This is a genomic window from Pseudomonas sp. HPB0071 (assembly GCF_000478505.2).
GTDB classification, from domain to species: domain Bacteria; phylum Pseudomonadota; class Gammaproteobacteria; order Pseudomonadales; family Pseudomonadaceae; genus Chryseomonas; species Chryseomonas luteola.
Window position 1 is genome coordinate 365,786 of the sequence record NZ_KI517368.1, and the last position, 17,041, is coordinate 382,826.

Annotated in this window: 17 protein-coding genes and 1 riboswitch; of the genes, 6 read left to right on the top strand and 11 right to left on the bottom strand. The window is 55.5% G+C overall.

What is annotated here, in order from left to right; genetic code table 11:
• Nucleotides 1-349: 349 nt before the first annotated feature.
• From HMPREF1487_RS21200 to HMPREF1487_RS21230, 7 genes are read right to left on the bottom strand one after another with little or no spacing between them, the layout of a single operon-like run.
• Complete coding sequence (locus HMPREF1487_RS21200) at nucleotides 350-1,507, bottom strand: glutathionylspermidine synthase family protein (protein WP_010798795.1); 1,158 nt, start codon at nucleotides 1,505-1,507, stop codon at nucleotides 350-352.
• A gap of 12 nt (nucleotides 1,508-1,519) precedes the next feature.
• Nucleotides 1,520-2,260, bottom strand: coding sequence for a DUF1190 domain-containing protein (locus tag HMPREF1487_RS21205; protein WP_010798796.1), 741 nt, complete (start codon nucleotides 2,258-2,260; stop codon nucleotides 1,520-1,522).
• A gap of 17 nt (nucleotides 2,261-2,277) precedes the next feature.
• On the bottom strand, nucleotides 2,278-2,703 hold the full coding sequence (locus HMPREF1487_RS21210) for a DUF350 domain-containing protein (protein WP_010798797.1): 426 nt from the start codon (nucleotides 2,701-2,703) through the stop codon (nucleotides 2,278-2,280).
• Nucleotides 2,704-2,716: 13 nt separating this feature from the next.
• Nucleotides 2,717-3,382, bottom strand: a complete 666-nt coding sequence (locus HMPREF1487_RS21215; protein ID WP_010798798.1) for a DUF2491 family protein — start codon at nucleotides 3,380-3,382, stop codon at nucleotides 2,717-2,719.
• Nucleotides 3,383-3,412: 30 nt separating this feature from the next.
• Nucleotides 3,413-3,970, bottom strand: a complete 558-nt coding sequence (locus HMPREF1487_RS21220) for a rhomboid family intramembrane serine protease (RefSeq protein ID WP_010798799.1) — start codon at nucleotides 3,968-3,970, stop codon at nucleotides 3,413-3,415.
• A gap of 59 nt (nucleotides 3,971-4,029) precedes the next feature.
• Nucleotides 4,030-4,734, bottom strand: coding sequence for a PspA/IM30 family protein (locus tag HMPREF1487_RS21225; RefSeq protein WP_010798800.1), 705 nt, complete (start codon nucleotides 4,732-4,734; stop codon nucleotides 4,030-4,032).
• Nucleotides 4,735-4,760: 26 nt separating this feature from the next.
• Nucleotides 4,761-5,417 carry a YjfI family protein gene (locus tag HMPREF1487_RS21230; protein ID WP_010798801.1) on the bottom strand — a complete coding sequence of 219 codons (657 nt, stop codon included), beginning with the start codon at nucleotides 5,415-5,417 and terminating at the stop codon, nucleotides 4,761-4,763.
• Nucleotides 5,418-5,722: 305 nt separating this feature from the next.
• On the opposite strand from HMPREF1487_RS21230, the gene HMPREF1487_RS21235 reads away from it, so the two are divergent.
• The gene (locus HMPREF1487_RS21235; protein ID WP_010798802.1) at nucleotides 5,723-5,980 is read left to right on the top strand and encodes a PepSY domain-containing protein; all 258 of its coding nucleotides are present in this window, start codon (nucleotides 5,723-5,725) and stop codon (nucleotides 5,978-5,980) included.
• A gap of 176 nt (nucleotides 5,981-6,156) precedes the next feature.
• Nucleotides 6,157-6,888: an SDR family NAD(P)-dependent oxidoreductase gene (locus HMPREF1487_RS21240; protein WP_010798803.1), complete on the top strand. Its 732-nt coding sequence runs from the start codon at nucleotides 6,157-6,159 to the stop codon at nucleotides 6,886-6,888.
• A 58-nt stretch (nucleotides 6,889-6,946) separates the two neighbouring features.
• On the opposite strand, the gene HMPREF1487_RS21245 is transcribed toward HMPREF1487_RS21240, so the two are convergent.
• Nucleotides 6,947-7,690, bottom strand: coding sequence for a GNAT family N-acetyltransferase (locus HMPREF1487_RS21245; RefSeq protein ID WP_230382333.1), 744 nt, complete (start codon nucleotides 7,688-7,690; stop codon nucleotides 6,947-6,949).
• Between the two features lie 100 nt (nucleotides 7,691-7,790).
• Between HMPREF1487_RS21245 and HMPREF1487_RS21250 the strand changes: the two genes are divergently transcribed.
• From HMPREF1487_RS21250 to HMPREF1487_RS21260, 3 genes are all read left to right on the top strand, one after another.
• Nucleotides 7,791-9,248 carry a MocR-like pyridoxine biosynthesis transcription factor PdxR gene (locus HMPREF1487_RS21250; protein WP_010798805.1) on the top strand — a complete coding sequence of 486 codons (1,458 nt, stop codon included), beginning with the start codon at nucleotides 7,791-7,793 and terminating at the stop codon, nucleotides 9,246-9,248.
• 352 nt (nucleotides 9,249-9,600) lie between these two features.
• Entirely contained in the window at nucleotides 9,601-11,247 is a 1,647-nt protein-coding gene (locus HMPREF1487_RS21255) for an acetolactate synthase large subunit (RefSeq protein ID WP_010798806.1), read from the top strand.
• 431 nt (nucleotides 11,248-11,678) lie between these two features.
• A complete protein-coding gene (locus HMPREF1487_RS21260; RefSeq protein ID WP_010798807.1) occupies nucleotides 11,679-12,008 on the top strand; it encodes a hypothetical protein in 330 nt (109 codons plus the stop codon).
• Between the two features lie 143 nt (nucleotides 12,009-12,151).
• Here the strand turns inward: HMPREF1487_RS21260 and mntP are convergent, their stop codons facing one another.
• Nucleotides 12,152-12,724 carry a manganese efflux pump MntP gene (mntP, locus tag HMPREF1487_RS21265; RefSeq protein ID WP_026003797.1) on the bottom strand — a complete coding sequence of 191 codons (573 nt, stop codon included), beginning with the start codon at nucleotides 12,722-12,724 and terminating at the stop codon, nucleotides 12,152-12,154.
• Nucleotides 12,725-12,733: 9 nt separating this feature from the next.
• Nucleotides 12,734-12,898, bottom strand: a riboswitch (yybP-ykoY riboswitch).
• Nucleotides 12,899-13,191: 293 nt separating this feature from the next.
• Here mntP and HMPREF1487_RS21270 point away from each other — a divergent pair.
• On the top strand, nucleotides 13,192-14,547 hold the full coding sequence (locus HMPREF1487_RS21270) for an esterase-like activity of phytase family protein (RefSeq protein ID WP_010798809.1): 1,356 nt from the start codon (nucleotides 13,192-13,194) through the stop codon (nucleotides 14,545-14,547).
• Between the two features lie 44 nt (nucleotides 14,548-14,591).
• Here HMPREF1487_RS21270 and HMPREF1487_RS21275 read toward each other — a convergent pair whose 3' ends face one another.
• Nucleotides 14,592-16,304: a tannase/feruloyl esterase family alpha/beta hydrolase gene (locus HMPREF1487_RS21275; RefSeq protein ID WP_010798810.1), complete on the bottom strand. Its 1,713-nt coding sequence runs from the start codon at nucleotides 16,302-16,304 to the stop codon at nucleotides 14,592-14,594.
• A 142-nt stretch (nucleotides 16,305-16,446) separates the two neighbouring features.
• Nucleotides 16,447-16,998 carry a TetR/AcrR family transcriptional regulator gene (locus tag HMPREF1487_RS21280; RefSeq protein WP_010798811.1) on the bottom strand — a complete coding sequence of 184 codons (552 nt, stop codon included), beginning with the start codon at nucleotides 16,996-16,998 and terminating at the stop codon, nucleotides 16,447-16,449.
• Nucleotides 16,999-17,041: the final 43 nt, after the last annotated feature.

Below are 17,041 nucleotides of genomic sequence, written 5' to 3' on the forward strand. Positions count from 1 at the left end.
CGGCCTCTCACCAGGATGCTATCGTCAATACATAACGAAGCACCCCGAGCCAGATGCCGACTCCGACAAACCTTGCCTATCAGAAACCTTCACGATGAAAATACAATGACACTGCTGATTGCCAAGCACAGGCAATACCGCAGATAACGGCTAAGTTCCGTCGCTTAGAGAAGATTTTTAGAAGCAGGCCTGCAGGCTGAGCGCCGCAGACAGAGATGTAACAAGCAAATGATGGCCGGGTACTAACAGGCTTATCCTGCGTAACATCTGGATGGAGCCATAAAGAAGGTTCAGTGCGATACCAGCAAGCGGCGCAGTCAGTGCCACGCCGGGTGGGTTATAGCCGCTATCAACCCAATACCACGTGCGGTAAAAACCGGCTGGAGTCCTTGGTAATAAGGCTGTCATCTTCTCTGATGCCGATACCCGAAGCTACATCGGCAATCACCCAGGAGCCGATCAGGGTGTAACTGTCACCAAAGCGTGGGAGCGGTGAAAAAGCCTGGAGTATGTACGGCGCGTCCGTATAAGGACCATCCTCCCTGACAACCTGATCCTCATCGGTGCGGATTTCAATGTTGGCACCCTCCCGCGAAAAGAAGGGTTTGCGCACCCAACCTTTGGGAACCGGCTTTGCTGGATCAGCATCGACCATACACGGCAGCAGATTGGGGTGTCCCTCGTTGAATCGCCACAACAGCGGCAGAATACCCTTGTTGCTGATCAAAGACTTCCAGGCGGGCTCCACGAACTGCGTATCACATCGTGGTACAGCTTTGCCAAACTCTTCGCTGAAGATATGCTCCCAGGCATGGAGCTTGAAGAGCCGCTCGATCCAACGTCCTTCAAGGTCCACGAATCGCCCCTCAGCCGTCAGCCCGATATCCTCCACATTGATATGCCGCGCATCGATTCCGGCGTGTGCCGCCATTCGACGCAAGAAATCTGTCGTACCGCGGTCCTCGACCGAGCCCGACATGGCCGAAAAATAGAAAGCCCCACCGACAGGAAATGCAGCAAAGGCACGTACCAGGTCTTCGGCGATGGTATTGAACTGATTTGCCTCAGGCGGCAACACGCCACGGGCGATCTGATCTTCAAGCCATAACAGCTGCACGGATCCTGCTTCAAGCAACGAGGTAGGTGTATCCATGTTGGCTTCCAGCAGTTTGGCCGGCCCGCTTCCGTCGTAGGCAATATCGAATCGCCCATACAAATGCGGGTGGCCTTCCTTCCATGAGCTGCGGACCAGATCAAAAAAGGCCGGGGGAATGGCGAGACCTTCGAGCAGCTCTTCGCTGTCGACAACCCGGTCGACGACATCCAGGCACATCTCATGCAGTTCCCGGGTCGGCTGCTCCAGATCGCGGGTGATCTGAGCCTCGGTGAACTGGTAGTAACCCCGTTCATCCCAGTAGCGCTCGCCATCGATCGTGTGAAAATTGAAGCCTTCACGCTCCAGGGTCTCGCGCCAATCCGGGCGCTCTTCGATGCTGATCTTTTTCATGCTCGAATGTCCTTAGCTACTGCTGTACCCACCGCTGCTCTTGCCACCCCAGCCGCTACGGGCGCTGGCCTGACTGCCAAAGCCTCCGCGAGAGATGGTGGAAGATACGGCTGATCCGGATGTTCCCGAATTTCGACTCAGGCTTCTGCCCAGAGTAGATGAGGTATAGCTGTTGGTAGGACTGGTCCTGGCCTGCGTCGAACGGCTGAATGTTTTACCCTGCTCAATCTGGCGCGAAAGCGTCGAGTTGTAATAGTTGCCGCGGTTGTCCCGCGCCTGGTAAATCGGCTGCGAGTAGTAGTGGTTGTTACCCGAGCCACTAAGCATGTTGCCGATCAGGAGTCCCATGAGCAGGCCGTTAAGGTGACTGCCCCCACCACCTCCGCCGCCGCTTTGATTGTTCGCCTGCTCGACAGCCTGCTTGGGCAGGTCTCCGGACATGGCCAGTTCAAAGCCCCCCAGCTTGGGCATGTACTTGCCATCGGATGTCGCCTGGCAATAACCGGGTACGAAGTCGGCATCGCATGACGCCTGATCGTCGTAGGTCGGCGCGATGCGCTTGTGATCAGCCATCGCCTGCATGTAGGCATCCGAACAGATATCGACCGGAACCTTGGCCTCAACGCACTGCTGCACGGAGCTGAAGTTCTGGCTGGCGCTGTAGGTGGCGGTATTCTGTGACTTGCCACAGGCGACCAGCGCCAGCGGCAGGGTACTGGCCAATACCAGCTTGACGGAACTGCGTTTTCTCATCGGTTATTCCTCCTGGCTCAGACCGACGGCGTCATGCAGGCGGAATTGATAAAACCGATACTGATTGCGACAGAGGCTGAATACACTGCCGCAGCCGTTTCACCTCGCCCGATACGAGCAGAAAGGTCCTTCACCACCAGGCTGGTGCCAAGGAAGGTCAACAGCTGAACGACCGCGGCGATGACGACCCAAACCACGAAGTCCAGAACGCTTACGCTATAAGCAATGATGTTGCTCGCCGGCAGGGCAAAGCCGATCAGCGAGCCACCCAAAGCAATGGCAGCCGCGGTATTGCCCTCGCGAATGAGCGCAAATTCCTTGTGTGGTGTGAGACGGGTATAAACCAGCTGGAACAAGGCGAACAGGATAGCCGCAACAACAATATAGATGATGAAGCCCATTACCGCGCCAGCGTTCAGGGATAGACGAAGTGCTTCAAGCATGTAGATTTCCTTATCAGAGGACCTGAAGGTCTGTAGGTTGTAGCGTTACGCCAACGGCCGTCGACAGCGAGATGACACCCTCATCATCTTCCTCGACCGACAGGAGCAGAAACTCCCGACGATTCACCAGGCCGATTTCACGTGCGTAGAGCATGCAATTATGCCGGATTCGATAAGACTGCTCTGGACTTTTGACGTACTCAAGGAGCGGCGTCAGCTCCGTCTGGCCGTCTTCCGTCCCCCATTGGCGTTCATACTCCTCGCCGTCGAGCTCATAGAGTGGCATACCCAGCTTTGCGCCCGGCCCCGAAAGGCTTAGCAATTCGGCCTTGCTGTTGATCGTGGTGACGCTGTGATAGCCAAAAAGAATGATGTCCTGGATGTCATCATTGCTAGGGCCGTTCATGACTATCTGGAGGAAATAGTCCTCATCGTCCAGATAGAAACGCAGCAGTCGCATGGACTGGCCAAGGTCGATATTACCCACCGCCCAGACCTTTTCATCCCCTGGCAGGGTAACGTGCGAGTGCCCGTCGAGCAGCAGCTTCAGGGATTTGTCCAGGCATATCATCCGCTCCCGGGTCAGCCCCAGCGGGCTGGCGTTGGTGATAGGTGCAGAACCTGCCCTTTCCTTAGGGAGCGGCGCCTCCATGCCTAGCGCCCTCTTGATCCAACTCATAAAGCACCTCCTGTTTCTTTATTGTAGAGATTATCTGGCATTAGCCAGTAATGTCTTCGAATGCATGATCCACCCGACCACTATGCCTGCAACGGCACCGGCGATGTGGGACTCGAACGAAATACCCGGCACGGGTAGAAAACCAAAGACCAGCCCGCCATAACCCAGCAAGGCGGCTGCAGCAATCAACAGACTTAAAAGGCTCCGCTGAAACCATGCGCGGGCCAGGACATAGGACCACAGACCGAAGATCAGCCCACTGGCTCCTACATGAATACTAGGCCGACCCAGCAGCCAGACCAGCAGTCCGCCCAACATGGCAATCAGCACGAGCACCCGAACATAGCGCTCGAGGCCTTCGTTGGAAATAAGCCAGCTGAGCACTACAAAGGGCGCAAGGTTACTGAGCAGATGCCGGATGGAGCCGTGTAGAAAAGGGGCAAACAGGAGCCCCTGCAAGCCGCTGGTTGTACGAGGGATGATTCCGTGGTGTACCAGGCTGTTCGCCGTCAAGGTGTTCACCAGTTGAACCAGCACCATGATCCCGGCCAACATGAGGATAACCGGCAGGCATTTTCCTGTACGCATCGACATCTCTCATGACACAGAAGGGCAGCCGGAAGGATTCGGCTGCCCTTCTGTAACGCTTATTGTGCAGAGCCCGAGGACTGCTTGGCCTTCAGGCGAGCCAGGACATCAGCACCGCCGCCCGACTTGGAGCCAATCCCGGCTTCTTGTAGACGGCGCTCCAGATCACCGCCGTTGGAAGCGCTGGCGAGCTCTTCAGCTGCCTGCAGGCGAGCATCCTGCTCGTCCTGACGGGCCTTGATCCGGGCCAGCGAATCTACAGCCGTTTCCAGGGAACCATTAGCACCACCTGTAGCGGCAGCTGTTGCCACTCGTGCCTTCTGAACGGTTTCCCGCGCCTTGGCCATCTCGACTTGCTGCTTGAGCCCCTTGATCTGCGCTTCGGCCTTGATGACCTGAGCATGCAGGGCTTCTGTCTGCTTGCCGAACTGATCCGCCAGCACCTGCTCCTGATCACGCTGGGCCTCGATCTCGGCTACCTTGTTTGCACACTCAGTCGCCAGACCTTCCTCGCCTTTCTCCAGCGCAGCCATCGCCTTGCCTTCCCAGTTCTGAATGTCCCCCTTGAAGGCATCCAGACGTTGCAGCGAGAGCTTGTGCTTGGCCTTGATATCGACCAGGCCGTTACGAGCCCGCAGCAAGGCGGCTTCGGCATCACGGATTTCCTGGTCAAGAATACGGATTGCCTGCTGATCGACAATTGCTTCGCCCACTTCAGAGGCGCCACCGCGAAGCGCGGTTACTACTTTTTTCCAAATGCTCATCTGTGTACTCCAATGCGAATAAAGGGTCAGGCCTTGATATGGTCTTCGAATGCTTCAGCGGCGCGAATCACGTTTTCCGCCAAGGTGTAGATCTCCTGGACGATAACCGTCAGGGAAGAAGCCGCACTCAAGGCGCCAAACATGCAATAAATCTCTGTACCGTCTACCGATTCGATACCTACCGAGGACAGGGGAAACATGTCCCGGCTACGCAGCAGCAGGCTGTTGAACTCAACGGTATCCTTGACTTTGCCCGCCTCGAACAGCGTGGCATCGACTAACACCTGATCACCGGAGACCGCCAGGTAAATCGGCAGGTCGCCATACTCTGTCATGGTAAGTTTGATGCTGGGCACCGCACCTTCAGCAACGGTCAGAACAATCTCGCCCTTCTCAACCACCTCCAGCTCGGCCAGGGCCTTGTGCAGCGAGCTGATACTCCAGTTGGTGTTCTCGGTCATAAAGTCCTCCAGTTTGACTTTCTCGCCCAAAAAGGGCTGCCGTAGCGCTTTCTCGATACCCCGAAGGGCGTTAACGTTTTCAGGAAGAATCCAGAACTCACGCTTTACCAGACCTGCCTCACGTAATCGCGTCCGCATCTCGCGGACATAATCAGCGGTGGTTTTACCCTTGCCGGAGCCTGCCTTGGCCGTAGCATCATCCAGTGGTTTCTTGCGAGGCATCTGACCTCCCAGACTCATTACATGTAAGAAAATCTACTCCTGAATCCAGGGCAGTGCAATACTTACATGTAAGTATTTTTGACCATTACATGTAATATTATTTTGCCTGAACCTTTTCAGGCCTAGAACAGTGGAAATCTCAGTAAACGCCTTTACCGCCATTACGGCGATAGAACAGGCAACCGCTCCATACATTCACGGTGATTGTTCTGAGTCGGTTCTCAAGGGTATCGCGACACGTTAGGCACGCGAACTCCACGCTTCAGGAGCACTCAATTATCTCGTACCCATCATGAGGACTCGCCATGAGAAAGATAACTGCTTTTCTAACAGCCTCACTACTGACTGCCAGTGTAGCCTGGGCTGATCAGCCGGGTGCTGACTGGATCAGCAAAGATCAGGCGGAGGCTGCGCTCAAGGCTGCCGGCTATACAGAGATCACCAAGATCGAAGCGGACGATGGGCATTGGGAAGGAGAAGGCACCAAGCAGGACGGCATGAAGTATGAATTTCATGTAGACCCGCACAGTGGCAAGATCACTAAAGACGAAATGGACCATTAACGCCTACTCGTGTGCCTACCTACGCCGGTAGGCACACACTTCACACCGTGCTTCTGTGACGTGTACGCCTCTGCCCTTTCTTCCGAACTTGAACAGTGGTTTAACCGCTAGGCTGCCTGTACCCCACAAATAGGCAGATATGCTTATGATAGGTGTCCCTTTTCAGGAAGACGGCCATGACGCAAAAGACATTATTATTGACGGGCGCGAGCCGTGGCATCGGCCATGCCACGGTCAAGCACTTCAATGCAGCGGGCTGGCGCGTATTTACCGCTTCACGCCAGAATTGGGCGGCAGACTGCCCCTGGTCCGAAGGATTGATGAACCATATCCATCTCGACCTCGAAGACATCGATAGCGTTGAGCAGAACTTGGCGCTGATTCACGACAAACTGGGTGGTCGTCTTGACGCGCTAGTAAATAATGCTGGCATCTCACCCAAAAGCGAGACCGGCTCACGGCTGGGTGTGTTAGAAATGGGCTACGCCGATTGGATCAAGGTATTCAACGTCAACTTATTTTCTACCGCCCTGCTGGCAAAAGGGTTGTTCAACGAGCTCAAGGTCGCTAAAGGCTGCGTCATCAACGTTACCTCCATTGCTGGGTCGCGAGTTCATCCATTCGCCGGCGTAGCCTATGCAACGTCCAAAGCGGCCCTTTCGGCGCTGACCCGGGAAATGGCCTACGACTTCGGCCCGCACGGCATCAGGGTAAATGCCATTGCTCCAGGTGAAATCGATACCTCGATTCTTTCACCCGGAACGGAAGAAATCGTTCAACGCGATATTCCACTTCACCGCCTGGGTAAGCCCGAGGAAGTGGCCTCCTTGATCTACTTTTTATGTACAGGAGGCGCGTCGTACATCAATGGCTCTGAAATCCATGTCAACGGCGGCCAGCATGTATGACGCACAGAAAGGCTGGATAAAAGTTGCTACGGCTTTTCTCTGAATCAACCAAGTCGGCTCAACCGAGTGGATCGTTTACCCGAGCGCTCCTTTGGAATGCCTGAAGGGAACGGAGCTGTTGGCCGTCCTCGTTAAAGTTGGCCGGGTCTAACCATCCCGTAAATGCGTTACGCAGTACCGGCCATTCAGTGTCAATGATCGAAAACCAGGCCGTATCCCGGCTCCGCCCCTTGTAGACCAGAGCCTGCCGGAATACCCCTTCAAACTGAAACCCCAAGCGAAGCGCAGCCTGGCGCGAGGGCTCGTTCAGGCTATCGCATTTCCACTCGTAACGCCGATAGCCCAGGTCCTCGAAGGCATGATACATAAGCAGATAATGTGCTTCGGTTGAAAGTATCGAGCGCTTCATGAGTGTAGAGAAAGCAACATGCCCAACCTCCATAACGCCATTGGCAGGATCTATCCGCATCAGGGACAACGTCCCAACCGCGCGACCGCTTCGTAGATCGACCACCACGAAGTGCATCGGGTCCTCACTCGCAGCAGCCTGCTCGGCAAACCGATGATAGTCCGCTTCATGAATGAAAGGGCCGGACAGCATATAGGTCCAGTCTCGGCCGTCTTCTGCCTGACCATACGCCTCGTACAGGTCGGATGCGTGGATCTCAGCATTGAGTGGCTCAAGGCGACAATAGCGACCCTCCTTTACCGTACGAGACGGCCGTGAACGCTCTGTCCACTCTGCCAGAGGCTGCCCTATGGGTTGTTGGTACGCGTTCCGTATTCCTTCCCGATTCATCATCTACCTGACCAACAGTTGAATGAGCTATAACGGTATTCAGGATATGGCTCTGCCAAAAGAGCCACATTTGAGCTTTTTTATAGAGCCAGACACTTAGCTGATGAATACGATACGTGAAACCCTGTTGCTGTTTGGCACACCACTCTCTCGAGCCCCATCAGCGGCGTCGTTGCAGGCACAGCTCTATGAACGACTCCAATCAGCTATTTTGAAGGGACAGTTGGCGGCAGACACTCGGCTGCCCGGCTCACGTGAATTGGCCAGTGCGTTATCAATTTCACGCAACACGGTTATTGCCGTATATGAGCAACTTTCCACCGAAGGGTATGTTCATGCGAGCCCTACCGGTACCCGAGTCGCGAGGTTGTCCGAGAGGCCTGTATCCGCTGCAGATGATATGCCATGTACGGCCGGACTGGCCCGACGCATTGAGCAGATAGGGAATGGCTCAGCGCTCGCCGAATCCAGCGGTGCACTCCGGCCTGGTATCCCGGCGCTTTCCTACTTTCCGCTCTCTACCTGGCGACGGGTGTTGGATCAGGAGATCAGCCATGCGGGCTCTTCGAGTCTGGGCTATGGAGATCCGTTGGGTGAGCCACGTTTGCGCGCCTCGCTAGCACGTTATCTCTCGCTTTCACGCGGGGTTAACTGCACGGCAGAGCAGATCATCATTACCGAAGGAACCCAGGAAGCCCTGGCGCTATCTGTTCGCCTGCTGACCAATCCAGGCGATACGGCCTGGATTGAAGATCCTGGCTACCGGGGTATAAAGACTGCAATGCGTGCAGGTGATCTACATATCGTTCCCAAACGGGTCGATACAGAAGGGTTGGCAGTAGCAGCCGCTGACTGGGTTACTGCTCCACCTCGCCTGATCTACACCACTCCCTCTCATCAATATCCCATGGGGTCAGTGCTTAGCGTAAGCCGGCGTCTGGCATTGATTGAGCACGCACGGGCGCATGGCGCCTGGATCATTGAAGATGATTATGACAGCGAGTTTCGCCATTTCGGTGAGCCTGTAAAAGCCATGCAAGGCCTCGTCCTGAATGCGCCGGTGGTGTATATCGGCAGCTTCAGCAAAACCATGTTTCCAGCGCTTCGCCTGGGTTTCATGGTACTGCCTCACTCACTGATGGTAGCGACCCGCGCCTCCCTGACAGAAATGCTGCGTGGAGGACATCGTCATGAGCAATTGGCGATGGCATCCTTTATCGAGAAGGGACATTTCAGCCGTCATCTAGGCCGTATGAGGCGTCTGTACCGTGAGCGCCAACAGATCTTGCGCACCGCGCTCCAGCAGTTCATCCCTATGCCCTATGAACTCATGGGTGGAAATGCGGGAATGCATCTGACGTTACGTCTACCCGCACATTGTTGTGATCAGAAGGTAGTTGAAGCGGCCAGTCGCTACAATATGGCTCCAGCGGCTCTGTCACGTTATACCTTGTCACCGCTGCGCGAGGACAACGGCTTGGTAATTGGATATGGCAATACGGCGACGGAACTGTTTGCTCCGCTGGCCAGCAGACTTGGGCAACTTCTTAAAAGCGCTTGATTACTGATGTTGCTGAAGGGTTCCAGTCACGGCCCAGGCTTAACGTTATCTCTTCCGTATCCATGCAGATCTACCGTACGAACTTGAAAGAGCCCCTTGCACCCTTAAAGACAACCTAAGGCTGGCTATAAATTGCCTCACTTCACTAGCATCCGGTCAGGCTAAGGCGTCAGCATGTAGCTATTGATCTAAACCACTACATTTCGTCTGTTCCGCCCCGCTTTTTTTGCAAAAAAATGAATTTTTTTACTGAATTTGTTCTTCTACGGCCCATGCGGCATGGACAAATCACTATCAGCATTGCACCCTTGGGTCGGAGCTTCTCTAACCGCCCTACCTGAAGGAAAAAGTGATGGCCAAGGCCTCTGATTTGATCGTACGTTGTCTGGAAAACGAAGGTGTGGAATACATCTTTGGTATTCCTGGGGAAGAAAACCTGGACCTGCTGGACTCGCTCTCCCGTTCCAGCCAGATCAAACTGATCCTGACACGTCACGAACAATCCGCCGGATTCATGGCGGCGACCTATGGTCGTCTGACCGGTAAGACCGGCGTGTGTCTGTCGACGTTAGGCCCAGGCGCCACAAACCTTGTGACTGCAGGCGCCTATGCCTACCTGGGCGGCATGCCAATGATGATGATCACCGGGCAGAAGCCGATCAAGAAGTCCAAGCAGGGCCGTTTCCAGATTATCGATGTCTGCGGCATGATGGACCCGATTACCAAGTACACCCACCAGCTGGCTTCTGCCGACAATATCCCTTCGCGTATCCGTGAAGCGATCCGTCTGGCTGAAGAAGAAAAGCCCGGTTCGGTTCACCTGGAACTTCCAGAAGACATCGCGGCTGAGCAGACTGAAAGCACCCCGATTCCACCCAGCCTGACCCGCCGACCCATCGCTGAATACAAGTCCATCCAGGCGGCCATATCCAAGCTGGAAGGCGCACGCAGCCCAGTCCTGGTCATCGGTGCGGGGGCCAATCGCAAGATGACGGCGCGCGTGCTGCGTCAGTTAATTGAAAAGACGGGTATTCCGTTCATTACCACCCAGATGGGTAAAGGGGTGGTGGATGAGCGTCATCCCCGTTTCCTGGGTAACGCGGCGCTGTCGGCCGGTGACTTCGTGCACCGTGCGCTGGAGTCGGCTGATCTGATCGTCAACATTGGCCACGACGTCATCGAAAAGCCACCGTTCTTCATGGTGCGTGGAGGTACGGAGGTCATCCACATCAACTTCCGCTCGGCCGAAGTCGATCCGGTGTATTTCCCTCAGGTAGAAGTGGTAGGCGATATCGCCAATGCCATCTGGCAAATCAAGGAAGCCATTGAAGTTCAACCAACCTGGGACTTCGACCGCCTGTTGACCATTCGTGAAGCCAACGAGGCTCATGTCTCCGAAGGCTCCACAGATGACCGCTTCCCGATGTACCCGCAGCGTATGGTTGCAGACCTGCGCAAGGTGCTGCCGTCGGATGGTATCGTGGCGCTGGATAACGGTATCTACAAGATCTGGTTTGCCCGTAACTACAAGGCCTACATGCCTAACACGGTGTTGCTGGACAACGCATTGGCTACCATGGGTGCTGGTCTTCCTTCTGCCATGGCGGCACGCCTGGTTCATCCACAGACGCCTATCGTTGCCGTATGCGGTGACGGCGGCTTCATGATGAATAGTCAAGAGCTGGAAACCGCTGTACGCCTGAAGATGAACCTTGTGGTCATCATTCTGCGTGATGACGGATACGGCATGATCCGCTGGAAGCAGGCACAGATGGGCTTTGAAGATTATGGTCTGGACTACGGTAACCCGGACTTTGTCCGTTATGCCGAAAGCTATGGCGCTCAGGGCCATCGGGTGGAAAGCGCTGCGGAATTCGCCTCATTGGTTGAGCGCTGCGTGAACACACCAGGCGTACATGTAATCGATTGCCCGGTCGATTACTCCGAAAACGACCGCATTCTGCACCAGGAAATCAAGGAGCGCAGCGCTCAGGTCTAAATAGCACTGTACCCGATGAAACCAAACGCCCCCGTACTAACGGGGGCGTTTGGTTTGAGAGTCTGGAAGGATGGGTATGGCCCCACCTTTTCACCCTATCGCGCCGGCGCCTTATGAATCAAAGCGATCCGGTTACTGCTGGTCGCTGCCCAATCTCAAACTGATCAAAAAATGATCAACTCTGTCCAGCCCTTGCCGTATATGGGCTAGCCGTAATTATCCACAAGCATATTCACTTTATAAGTGGAAAACCTATCAGGCTGAAACACTGAAAATCCGCAGCCCGGCCTGTTAGCTCACTCCCACATCGACGCCTTATTGATTCGGATCAACGTCCTGCACGGCAAAATGCTGAACTTCTGGTCACAAGCGGGTTACTAAATCGTAACCGAAGGACAATGTTATCGATCCCTCTAGAAAGGAGTGCTGATTTGAGCCAGTTAGAGAATGTCCCGAAGCGTAAACGCATTACGGCTACGTATGTCATAACGCTTGCGATCCTGGGAATCCTGTTTGCCATCGTGGTCAACAAGTTCATTCTGCCCAAGTCCGAGACCTTTGATGGCGATGCCGTCAAACCCAGACCTTCAGTCAGCGAATACATTACCCAGGCCCAGCCGGACGTCTGTAAAGATGAGGCAGCAGATGCGCCAAGTCCGAAATGCGTATCAGACCTTGCCCTTAAGGCCAAAGAGCAGGGCTATGACTTTAATGAAGTGGATACTTACCTGAAGCAGCGCTTCCCTAACGTTCAGCGTTAACGAAGCAGCCTGGAAGCGCCAGTCCTTCTCAGGAACGCTTCCCCAAAACACCAGAGCGCCTGCAGACATCCTGCAGGCGCTCTGGTTTTAAAACATGAAACAGGACGTAATTGATCAACGATTACCGACGGCACCCAGCCGGATCAGCCGGTTACTGCGGTCAAATGCTCATGCAGAATGACCGAGCCGATACCGATTAGCACTACCCCACCAATGATCTCGGCCCGCTTGCCAATGACAGCCCCCATCACGCGCCCCAACATGACGCCAATAGTCACCATGATCATGGTCGCTAAGCCGATAGCCAGCGCCGCGCCGATGATATTGACGTTGATGAAAGCAAGCCCCACGCCGACCGCCAGGGCATCGATACTGGTGGCTACCGCCGTAATGGCGAGCAACCAGAACGAGTGCTGAGTGGGCTTTTCCTCGACCTCTTCTGCTTCTCTCACGCCAGACCAGATCATGCGCAGACCCAGACCCAACAGGAGCGTAAAGGCAATCCAGTGATCCCACTCTTGTACAAACTGAGCAGCTGCAAGGCCGGCAGCCCAGCCAATGACGGGTGTGATGGCCTCAATGGTGCCAAAGATCGCACCGGTGCGTAGCGCTTCTCGCAGACAAGGCTTATGCAGGCTGGCACCTTTGCCCACCGCAGCGGCGAACGCATCCGTGGACATGGCTAAGGCAAGTAAGACGAGAGCAGCTGGATTCACGATTTCCGTACCGATCGGGCTAACGTCCAATGACATATCCACGCGCCCGATCCTGAACGCGGATATATCAATGGTCTCGCCAACCGGGTGGTCGTTTATGCCACGGCATGCATGCCGAGAATGTTGACATAAACACTTTCGAAGCATTCGAAAGCAGGCTACTCCCCAAAGAAGCCGCCACAATACACAAAGAAATTTATCAAGTCTATCAGATAGATAGAGCTAATCTTTTTAGCCATGGCTATGTTTTGCCGCCACTTTATAGGCTCGAAAGGGCCTCAGGCACCTTGAGCCTGTATAACCTCAGCGTATACCTCTCCCACTGACACAGGCGTCAACGTACCGCCAGCCGTGCGGCTCGGTGCCATATGCCTGACACACTTGCGCCGTATTGTGCTCAGCACCACTGGAGCAGATGCCATGGGCTTGCGACCGGTACACTCACTTCCTGGACGGAGAAGATAACAATGAAAAAAGTACGGCCTCTCTGGGTCGCGCTGGCGGCTGCGCTGTCCACCCATGCGCTAGCGTCTCCCAATAACACGCTGGTAGGCTGGGCTGTCATGCCACCTGATACGTTTTCCGATGGGCCTACTTCTGGCCAGTTCATCAGTCCAAATCCGTATGGCACCTTTGTGCCGCCTTATCAGGGCCGCCAGCCCGTACAGGGGCTTTCCGCGGTGTTGCCAGGCGCTGATGAAAACAGTTTTCTGTTCCTGACAGACAATGGCTTCGGCACTCAGGCCAACTCTGCCGATGCCCTGCTGCGTCTGTATAGCGCACGGGTTGATTTCAAGACCCGCCGCGGCGGTACCGGTACGGTTACCGCAAGCAATGCTCTGACCGGCATGCCTCTGGCTCGCTTTACCGAGCCGTCGCGAATCACGCTCAACGATGTCAACCGTAAACTGACCATGCCTATCCAGGCGGATTACGCTCACTACTACAACAAGAGCACCAATCCCGAAGTGGATCCCGCCATTCAGTTCTCTCGCCTGATCACGGGTGCTGATCTGGACGTCGAGTCCGTGCGCCGTGACAAGAACTGTGCATTGTGGTTTGGCGATGAGTTCGGACCTTATCTGGTCAAGACAGACGGCTCAGGAACCGTATTGCGGAGCGAAATCCCACTCCCAGGCGTTTACGCGCCGGAAAACAAGGACGTTGTGGCAGGAAAGGCCACGGCCAACCTGGGCGGCTCGGGTGGGTTTGAGGGTATGGCTATCAACCCCCGTGGTGACAAATTGTATGCCCTACTGGAAAAACCGGTGACAGGTGATCCGGCTAACCAGTTGCGTATCAACGAATTCGACATCGATCATGAGCGCTTCACGGGCGTTACCTATTTTTATCGTACCCAAGCTGCTGGCAATGCTATTGGGGACATGACAGCCATCGACGATAATCGCTTTCTGGTCATCGAGCGTAACGGCGGCACAGCCACCAATGGCGTCCCGTTCAAGCGGATCTACCTGATCGACACCCGTGCCGTGCCTAATGGCGGTGTGGTACGCAAGACCGAACTGGTCGATCTGATGCGCCTGGATGATCCAGACGACCTGAACGGCGATGGCTCAAATGTATTCACCTTCCCCTATGTCACCATCGAAGACGTGCTGCCGCTGGACGAGCGCACCCTGCTGGTGGTCAACGATAACAACTTTCCGGGCGGTGGTGGTCGCGAGCGGGCAGCAGACGCGACCGAGTTTCTTAAAATCCGTCTGGCCCAGCCTATTCCAGGCATGTGGCCGCCACACCTGTTACAACGCACCAGTAATGCACGGTGCGGTCTGCCTTTGAAAATGGCCAGAAACGGCCAGTAAACCAGAAGCGCTCCGAAGCATTCCTCGGAGCGCCTCTACCAGACTTACAGCTCCGTGTTTCCAGACGAGCCACGGGGCCGTTCACGGCAGCTGAAACTTGCTGCCGACTCGATATCGCCGGTGCCGTTGTACAGGGCAATACGCGGGTAAGGACACAGTGGGCGTGTCCGTGCAGGTGACCAGTCCGCCGGAACGTCAGCATTCACTCCGCCTGCATTACCTACGCCGCGTGCGGTGGCGATGACCTGCTCTGGCGCCTTGCCCTTTTCAACCCAATTGACCAGAGGCGTCAGCATGTCGAATTGATCGGTGGACGGTCCGCCTTGGCAATGTCCCATGCCCGGTACGGTATACAAGCGGGCAAAGCGCTCTGCTTGACCGCGATTGCTTTTCTGGAGTCCTTCATACCAAGCCACGGTATCGTCGACCGAAAAAATAGGATCGCTGACACCGTGATACACCATGACCTTGGCTCCCCGCTGCCTGAGTAACTCAAGATGGGTAGGATTCGAGGGTGTCATGAATCGCATGGCGGATTCGGTGTAGATCGCACTGGAACGTGTGATTCGTGCGAGCAGATCATCAATGGAGCTGTTGAGGGCCAGCGACTTGCCATCGAACGTCACCGGGCTTACCGGCGGTACGCCAAATACAATACCCACGGCCAATGAGTCACGGCTGATAGGCGACTCGAACTCCCAGGAGGCCACATCCTTGGTCGCAAGACCGCTGTCATAGGGGAAACTCGAATAGAATCGCTTGCCCACCCGCGTTGTAGCTCCCTTGAAAATAGGGTCTATGGCACGCTTCTGCGCAATGCTCAGGCACTGACCGTTGCGCTCACCCCGACAGGTGGGAACATCTCGCCACAGGCTGAACGTACGCTGGCAGCGCGGGTAATCCTGCACAAGCCCATCGGTAGCACCATCCAAGGCATCGCAACGTGCCAAAACGCGTTTTGCAACCAAGGCACGCTCCTGGGCAGTGAATGCAGTGGACAGGTCATTGGGATCCGTGGCGACTTTGGCATACTGCTGCGCCCCAAAGATACTGGCTACCGCTGCCAGGGGAAGCCGATAGCCCGGTGCGCCGGCCAGGAAGCCATCGTAGTCGTTCGCCAGCCGGTTCATGGCTACAAAGGTATGCCGACCGCCATTGGAGCATCCACCGAAGTAGGAGTGTTCAGGCCGCCTGCCATAGGCTATCTGTAATGCCTGCTTGGCCATCGGCGTCAATCTCAGGGCCGCCTGATAGCCATAGTCGAGACGGGCCTGCGGGTCGATGCCAAATGTCATGTTCTGTTGCGCCGTATGACCGGCATCGGAGCTCAGAACGGCAAAGCCTTTATCGAGGGCATTGGTGACCGGCCCTCCGCCCAGCCCGCCTGTAGCGGTAACTACACTGCCATCCAGCCCGCCATTGGCCTGATAGAAGAACCGTCCGTTCCAGGCCAGGGGCAAGCGCATCTCAAAGCCAACGGCATAATGGGCGCCATCGATACCAGTTCGAGGATTCATGCGCCCCTGAATCAAACAGTGGGCCGCAATATCATGCCCGCCGACCTTGAGCTCACCGGCATCAATCCGCGTGGCTGTGTCAATCAGAGTGTTATCAAGCCTGGCAAGCTTGCTTGCCAGCGAGGTGCAACTACCTTGCAACGAGAGGGTGGAGTCAGCGCTGGCGAGGGGAATAACAAAAGCTAAAGCACTCACGCAGCCGGCAACGGCCAGCGCCTTGTGGGTAATGGTTCGCTTCATGGTGCGTCCTTCTTGTGTTTATTGTCGGAGCAGTCAAAGAGCAATCACAGAGGCGACACCGGATGACAGCAGCGGTTACCTCTGCCTAATAGTTAATATAATTAACTATTAGGCGCAAGCGAATCCGCGTAGACAAATGCATTCAGCCATTGACGATCAACCTGATCACCCGCAGAACATCTTCACGGGTCGTCGGCTCTTGCTCAACGGAGCGATGGATGGTCAGCCCTTCGATCAGAGCATCTAGCGTTCTGGCAGTGCGTGCATCGAAATGCTGCGCCAGTGCCCGCTGACTGCGAAACATCCAGTCCTGCATGATCGACTTCATTGCGGGGTTGCGACTCGCGTAGGCGTAGAGTTCGTAGGAAAGCGTCATCACGCGGCCATTGTCTTCCTGCCAGAAATCGCCACAGATCACATCCGCCACGGCGTCGAGGGCTTGCTCGGGTGTCTTGGCTGCGCCCAGGAGAGCATCGAAGCGGGCAGAAATGGACCAGGCAAAACGGGTGAACGCTTCCTTGAGCAAGTGCTCGATGCCGTCAAAGTGGTAGGTCATGGAGCCCAGTGGCACATCAGCCACGGCTGCAATGCGGCGGTGGGTAGCGCCTGACACGCCATCACGCGCGATGACCTCCAGAGTGGCATCAATGATGCGACTCCTTCGCTCAGGATCCAGACGTCGTTCAGAGGGCATGCCGTGTCAGTCTCCGAAAACAATGCAACGTAACCGTATAGGT

Coding starts and splice junctions, on each gene's coding strand:
- HMPREF1487_RS21200 (WP_010798795.1), bottom strand. CDS start 1,507: ATGAAAAAGATCAGCATCGAAGAGCGCCCGGATTGGCGCGAGACCCTG.
- HMPREF1487_RS21205 (WP_010798796.1), bottom strand. CDS start 2,260: ATGAGAAAACGCAGTTCCGTCAAGCTGGTATTGGCCAGTACCCTGCCG.
- HMPREF1487_RS21210 (WP_010798797.1), bottom strand. CDS start 2,703: ATGCTTGAAGCACTTCGTCTATCCCTGAACGCTGGCGCGGTAATGGGC.
- HMPREF1487_RS21215 (WP_010798798.1), bottom strand. CDS start 3,382: ATGAGTTGGATCAAGAGGGCGCTAGGCATGGAGGCGCCGCTCCCTAAG.
- HMPREF1487_RS21220 (WP_010798799.1), bottom strand. CDS start 3,970: ATGCGTACAGGAAAATGCCTGCCGGTTATCCTCATGTTGGCCGGGATC.
- HMPREF1487_RS21225 (WP_010798800.1), bottom strand. CDS start 4,734: ATGAGCATTTGGAAAAAAGTAGTAACCGCGCTTCGCGGTGGCGCCTCT.
- HMPREF1487_RS21230 (WP_010798801.1), bottom strand. CDS start 5,417: ATGCCTCGCAAGAAACCACTGGATGATGCTACGGCCAAGGCAGGCTCC.
- HMPREF1487_RS21235 (WP_010798802.1), top strand. CDS start 5,723: ATGAGAAAGATAACTGCTTTTCTAACAGCCTCACTACTGACTGCCAGT.
- HMPREF1487_RS21240 (WP_010798803.1), top strand. CDS start 6,157: ATGACGCAAAAGACATTATTATTGACGGGCGCGAGCCGTGGCATCGGC.
- HMPREF1487_RS21245 (WP_230382333.1), bottom strand. CDS start 7,690: ATGATGAATCGGGAAGGAATACGGAACGCGTACCAACAACCCATAGGG.
- HMPREF1487_RS21250 (WP_010798805.1), top strand. CDS start 7,791: ATGAATACGATACGTGAAACCCTGTTGCTGTTTGGCACACCACTCTCT.
- HMPREF1487_RS21255 (WP_010798806.1), top strand. CDS start 9,601: ATGGCCAAGGCCTCTGATTTGATCGTACGTTGTCTGGAAAACGAAGGT.
- HMPREF1487_RS21270 (WP_010798809.1), top strand. CDS start 13,192: ATGAAAAAAGTACGGCCTCTCTGGGTCGCGCTGGCGGCTGCGCTGTCC.
- HMPREF1487_RS21275 (WP_010798810.1), bottom strand. CDS start 16,304: ATGAAGCGAACCATTACCCACAAGGCGCTGGCCGTTGCCGGCTGCGTG.
- HMPREF1487_RS21280 (WP_010798811.1), bottom strand. CDS start 16,998: ATGCCCTCTGAACGACGTCTGGATCCTGAGCGAAGGAGTCGCATCATT.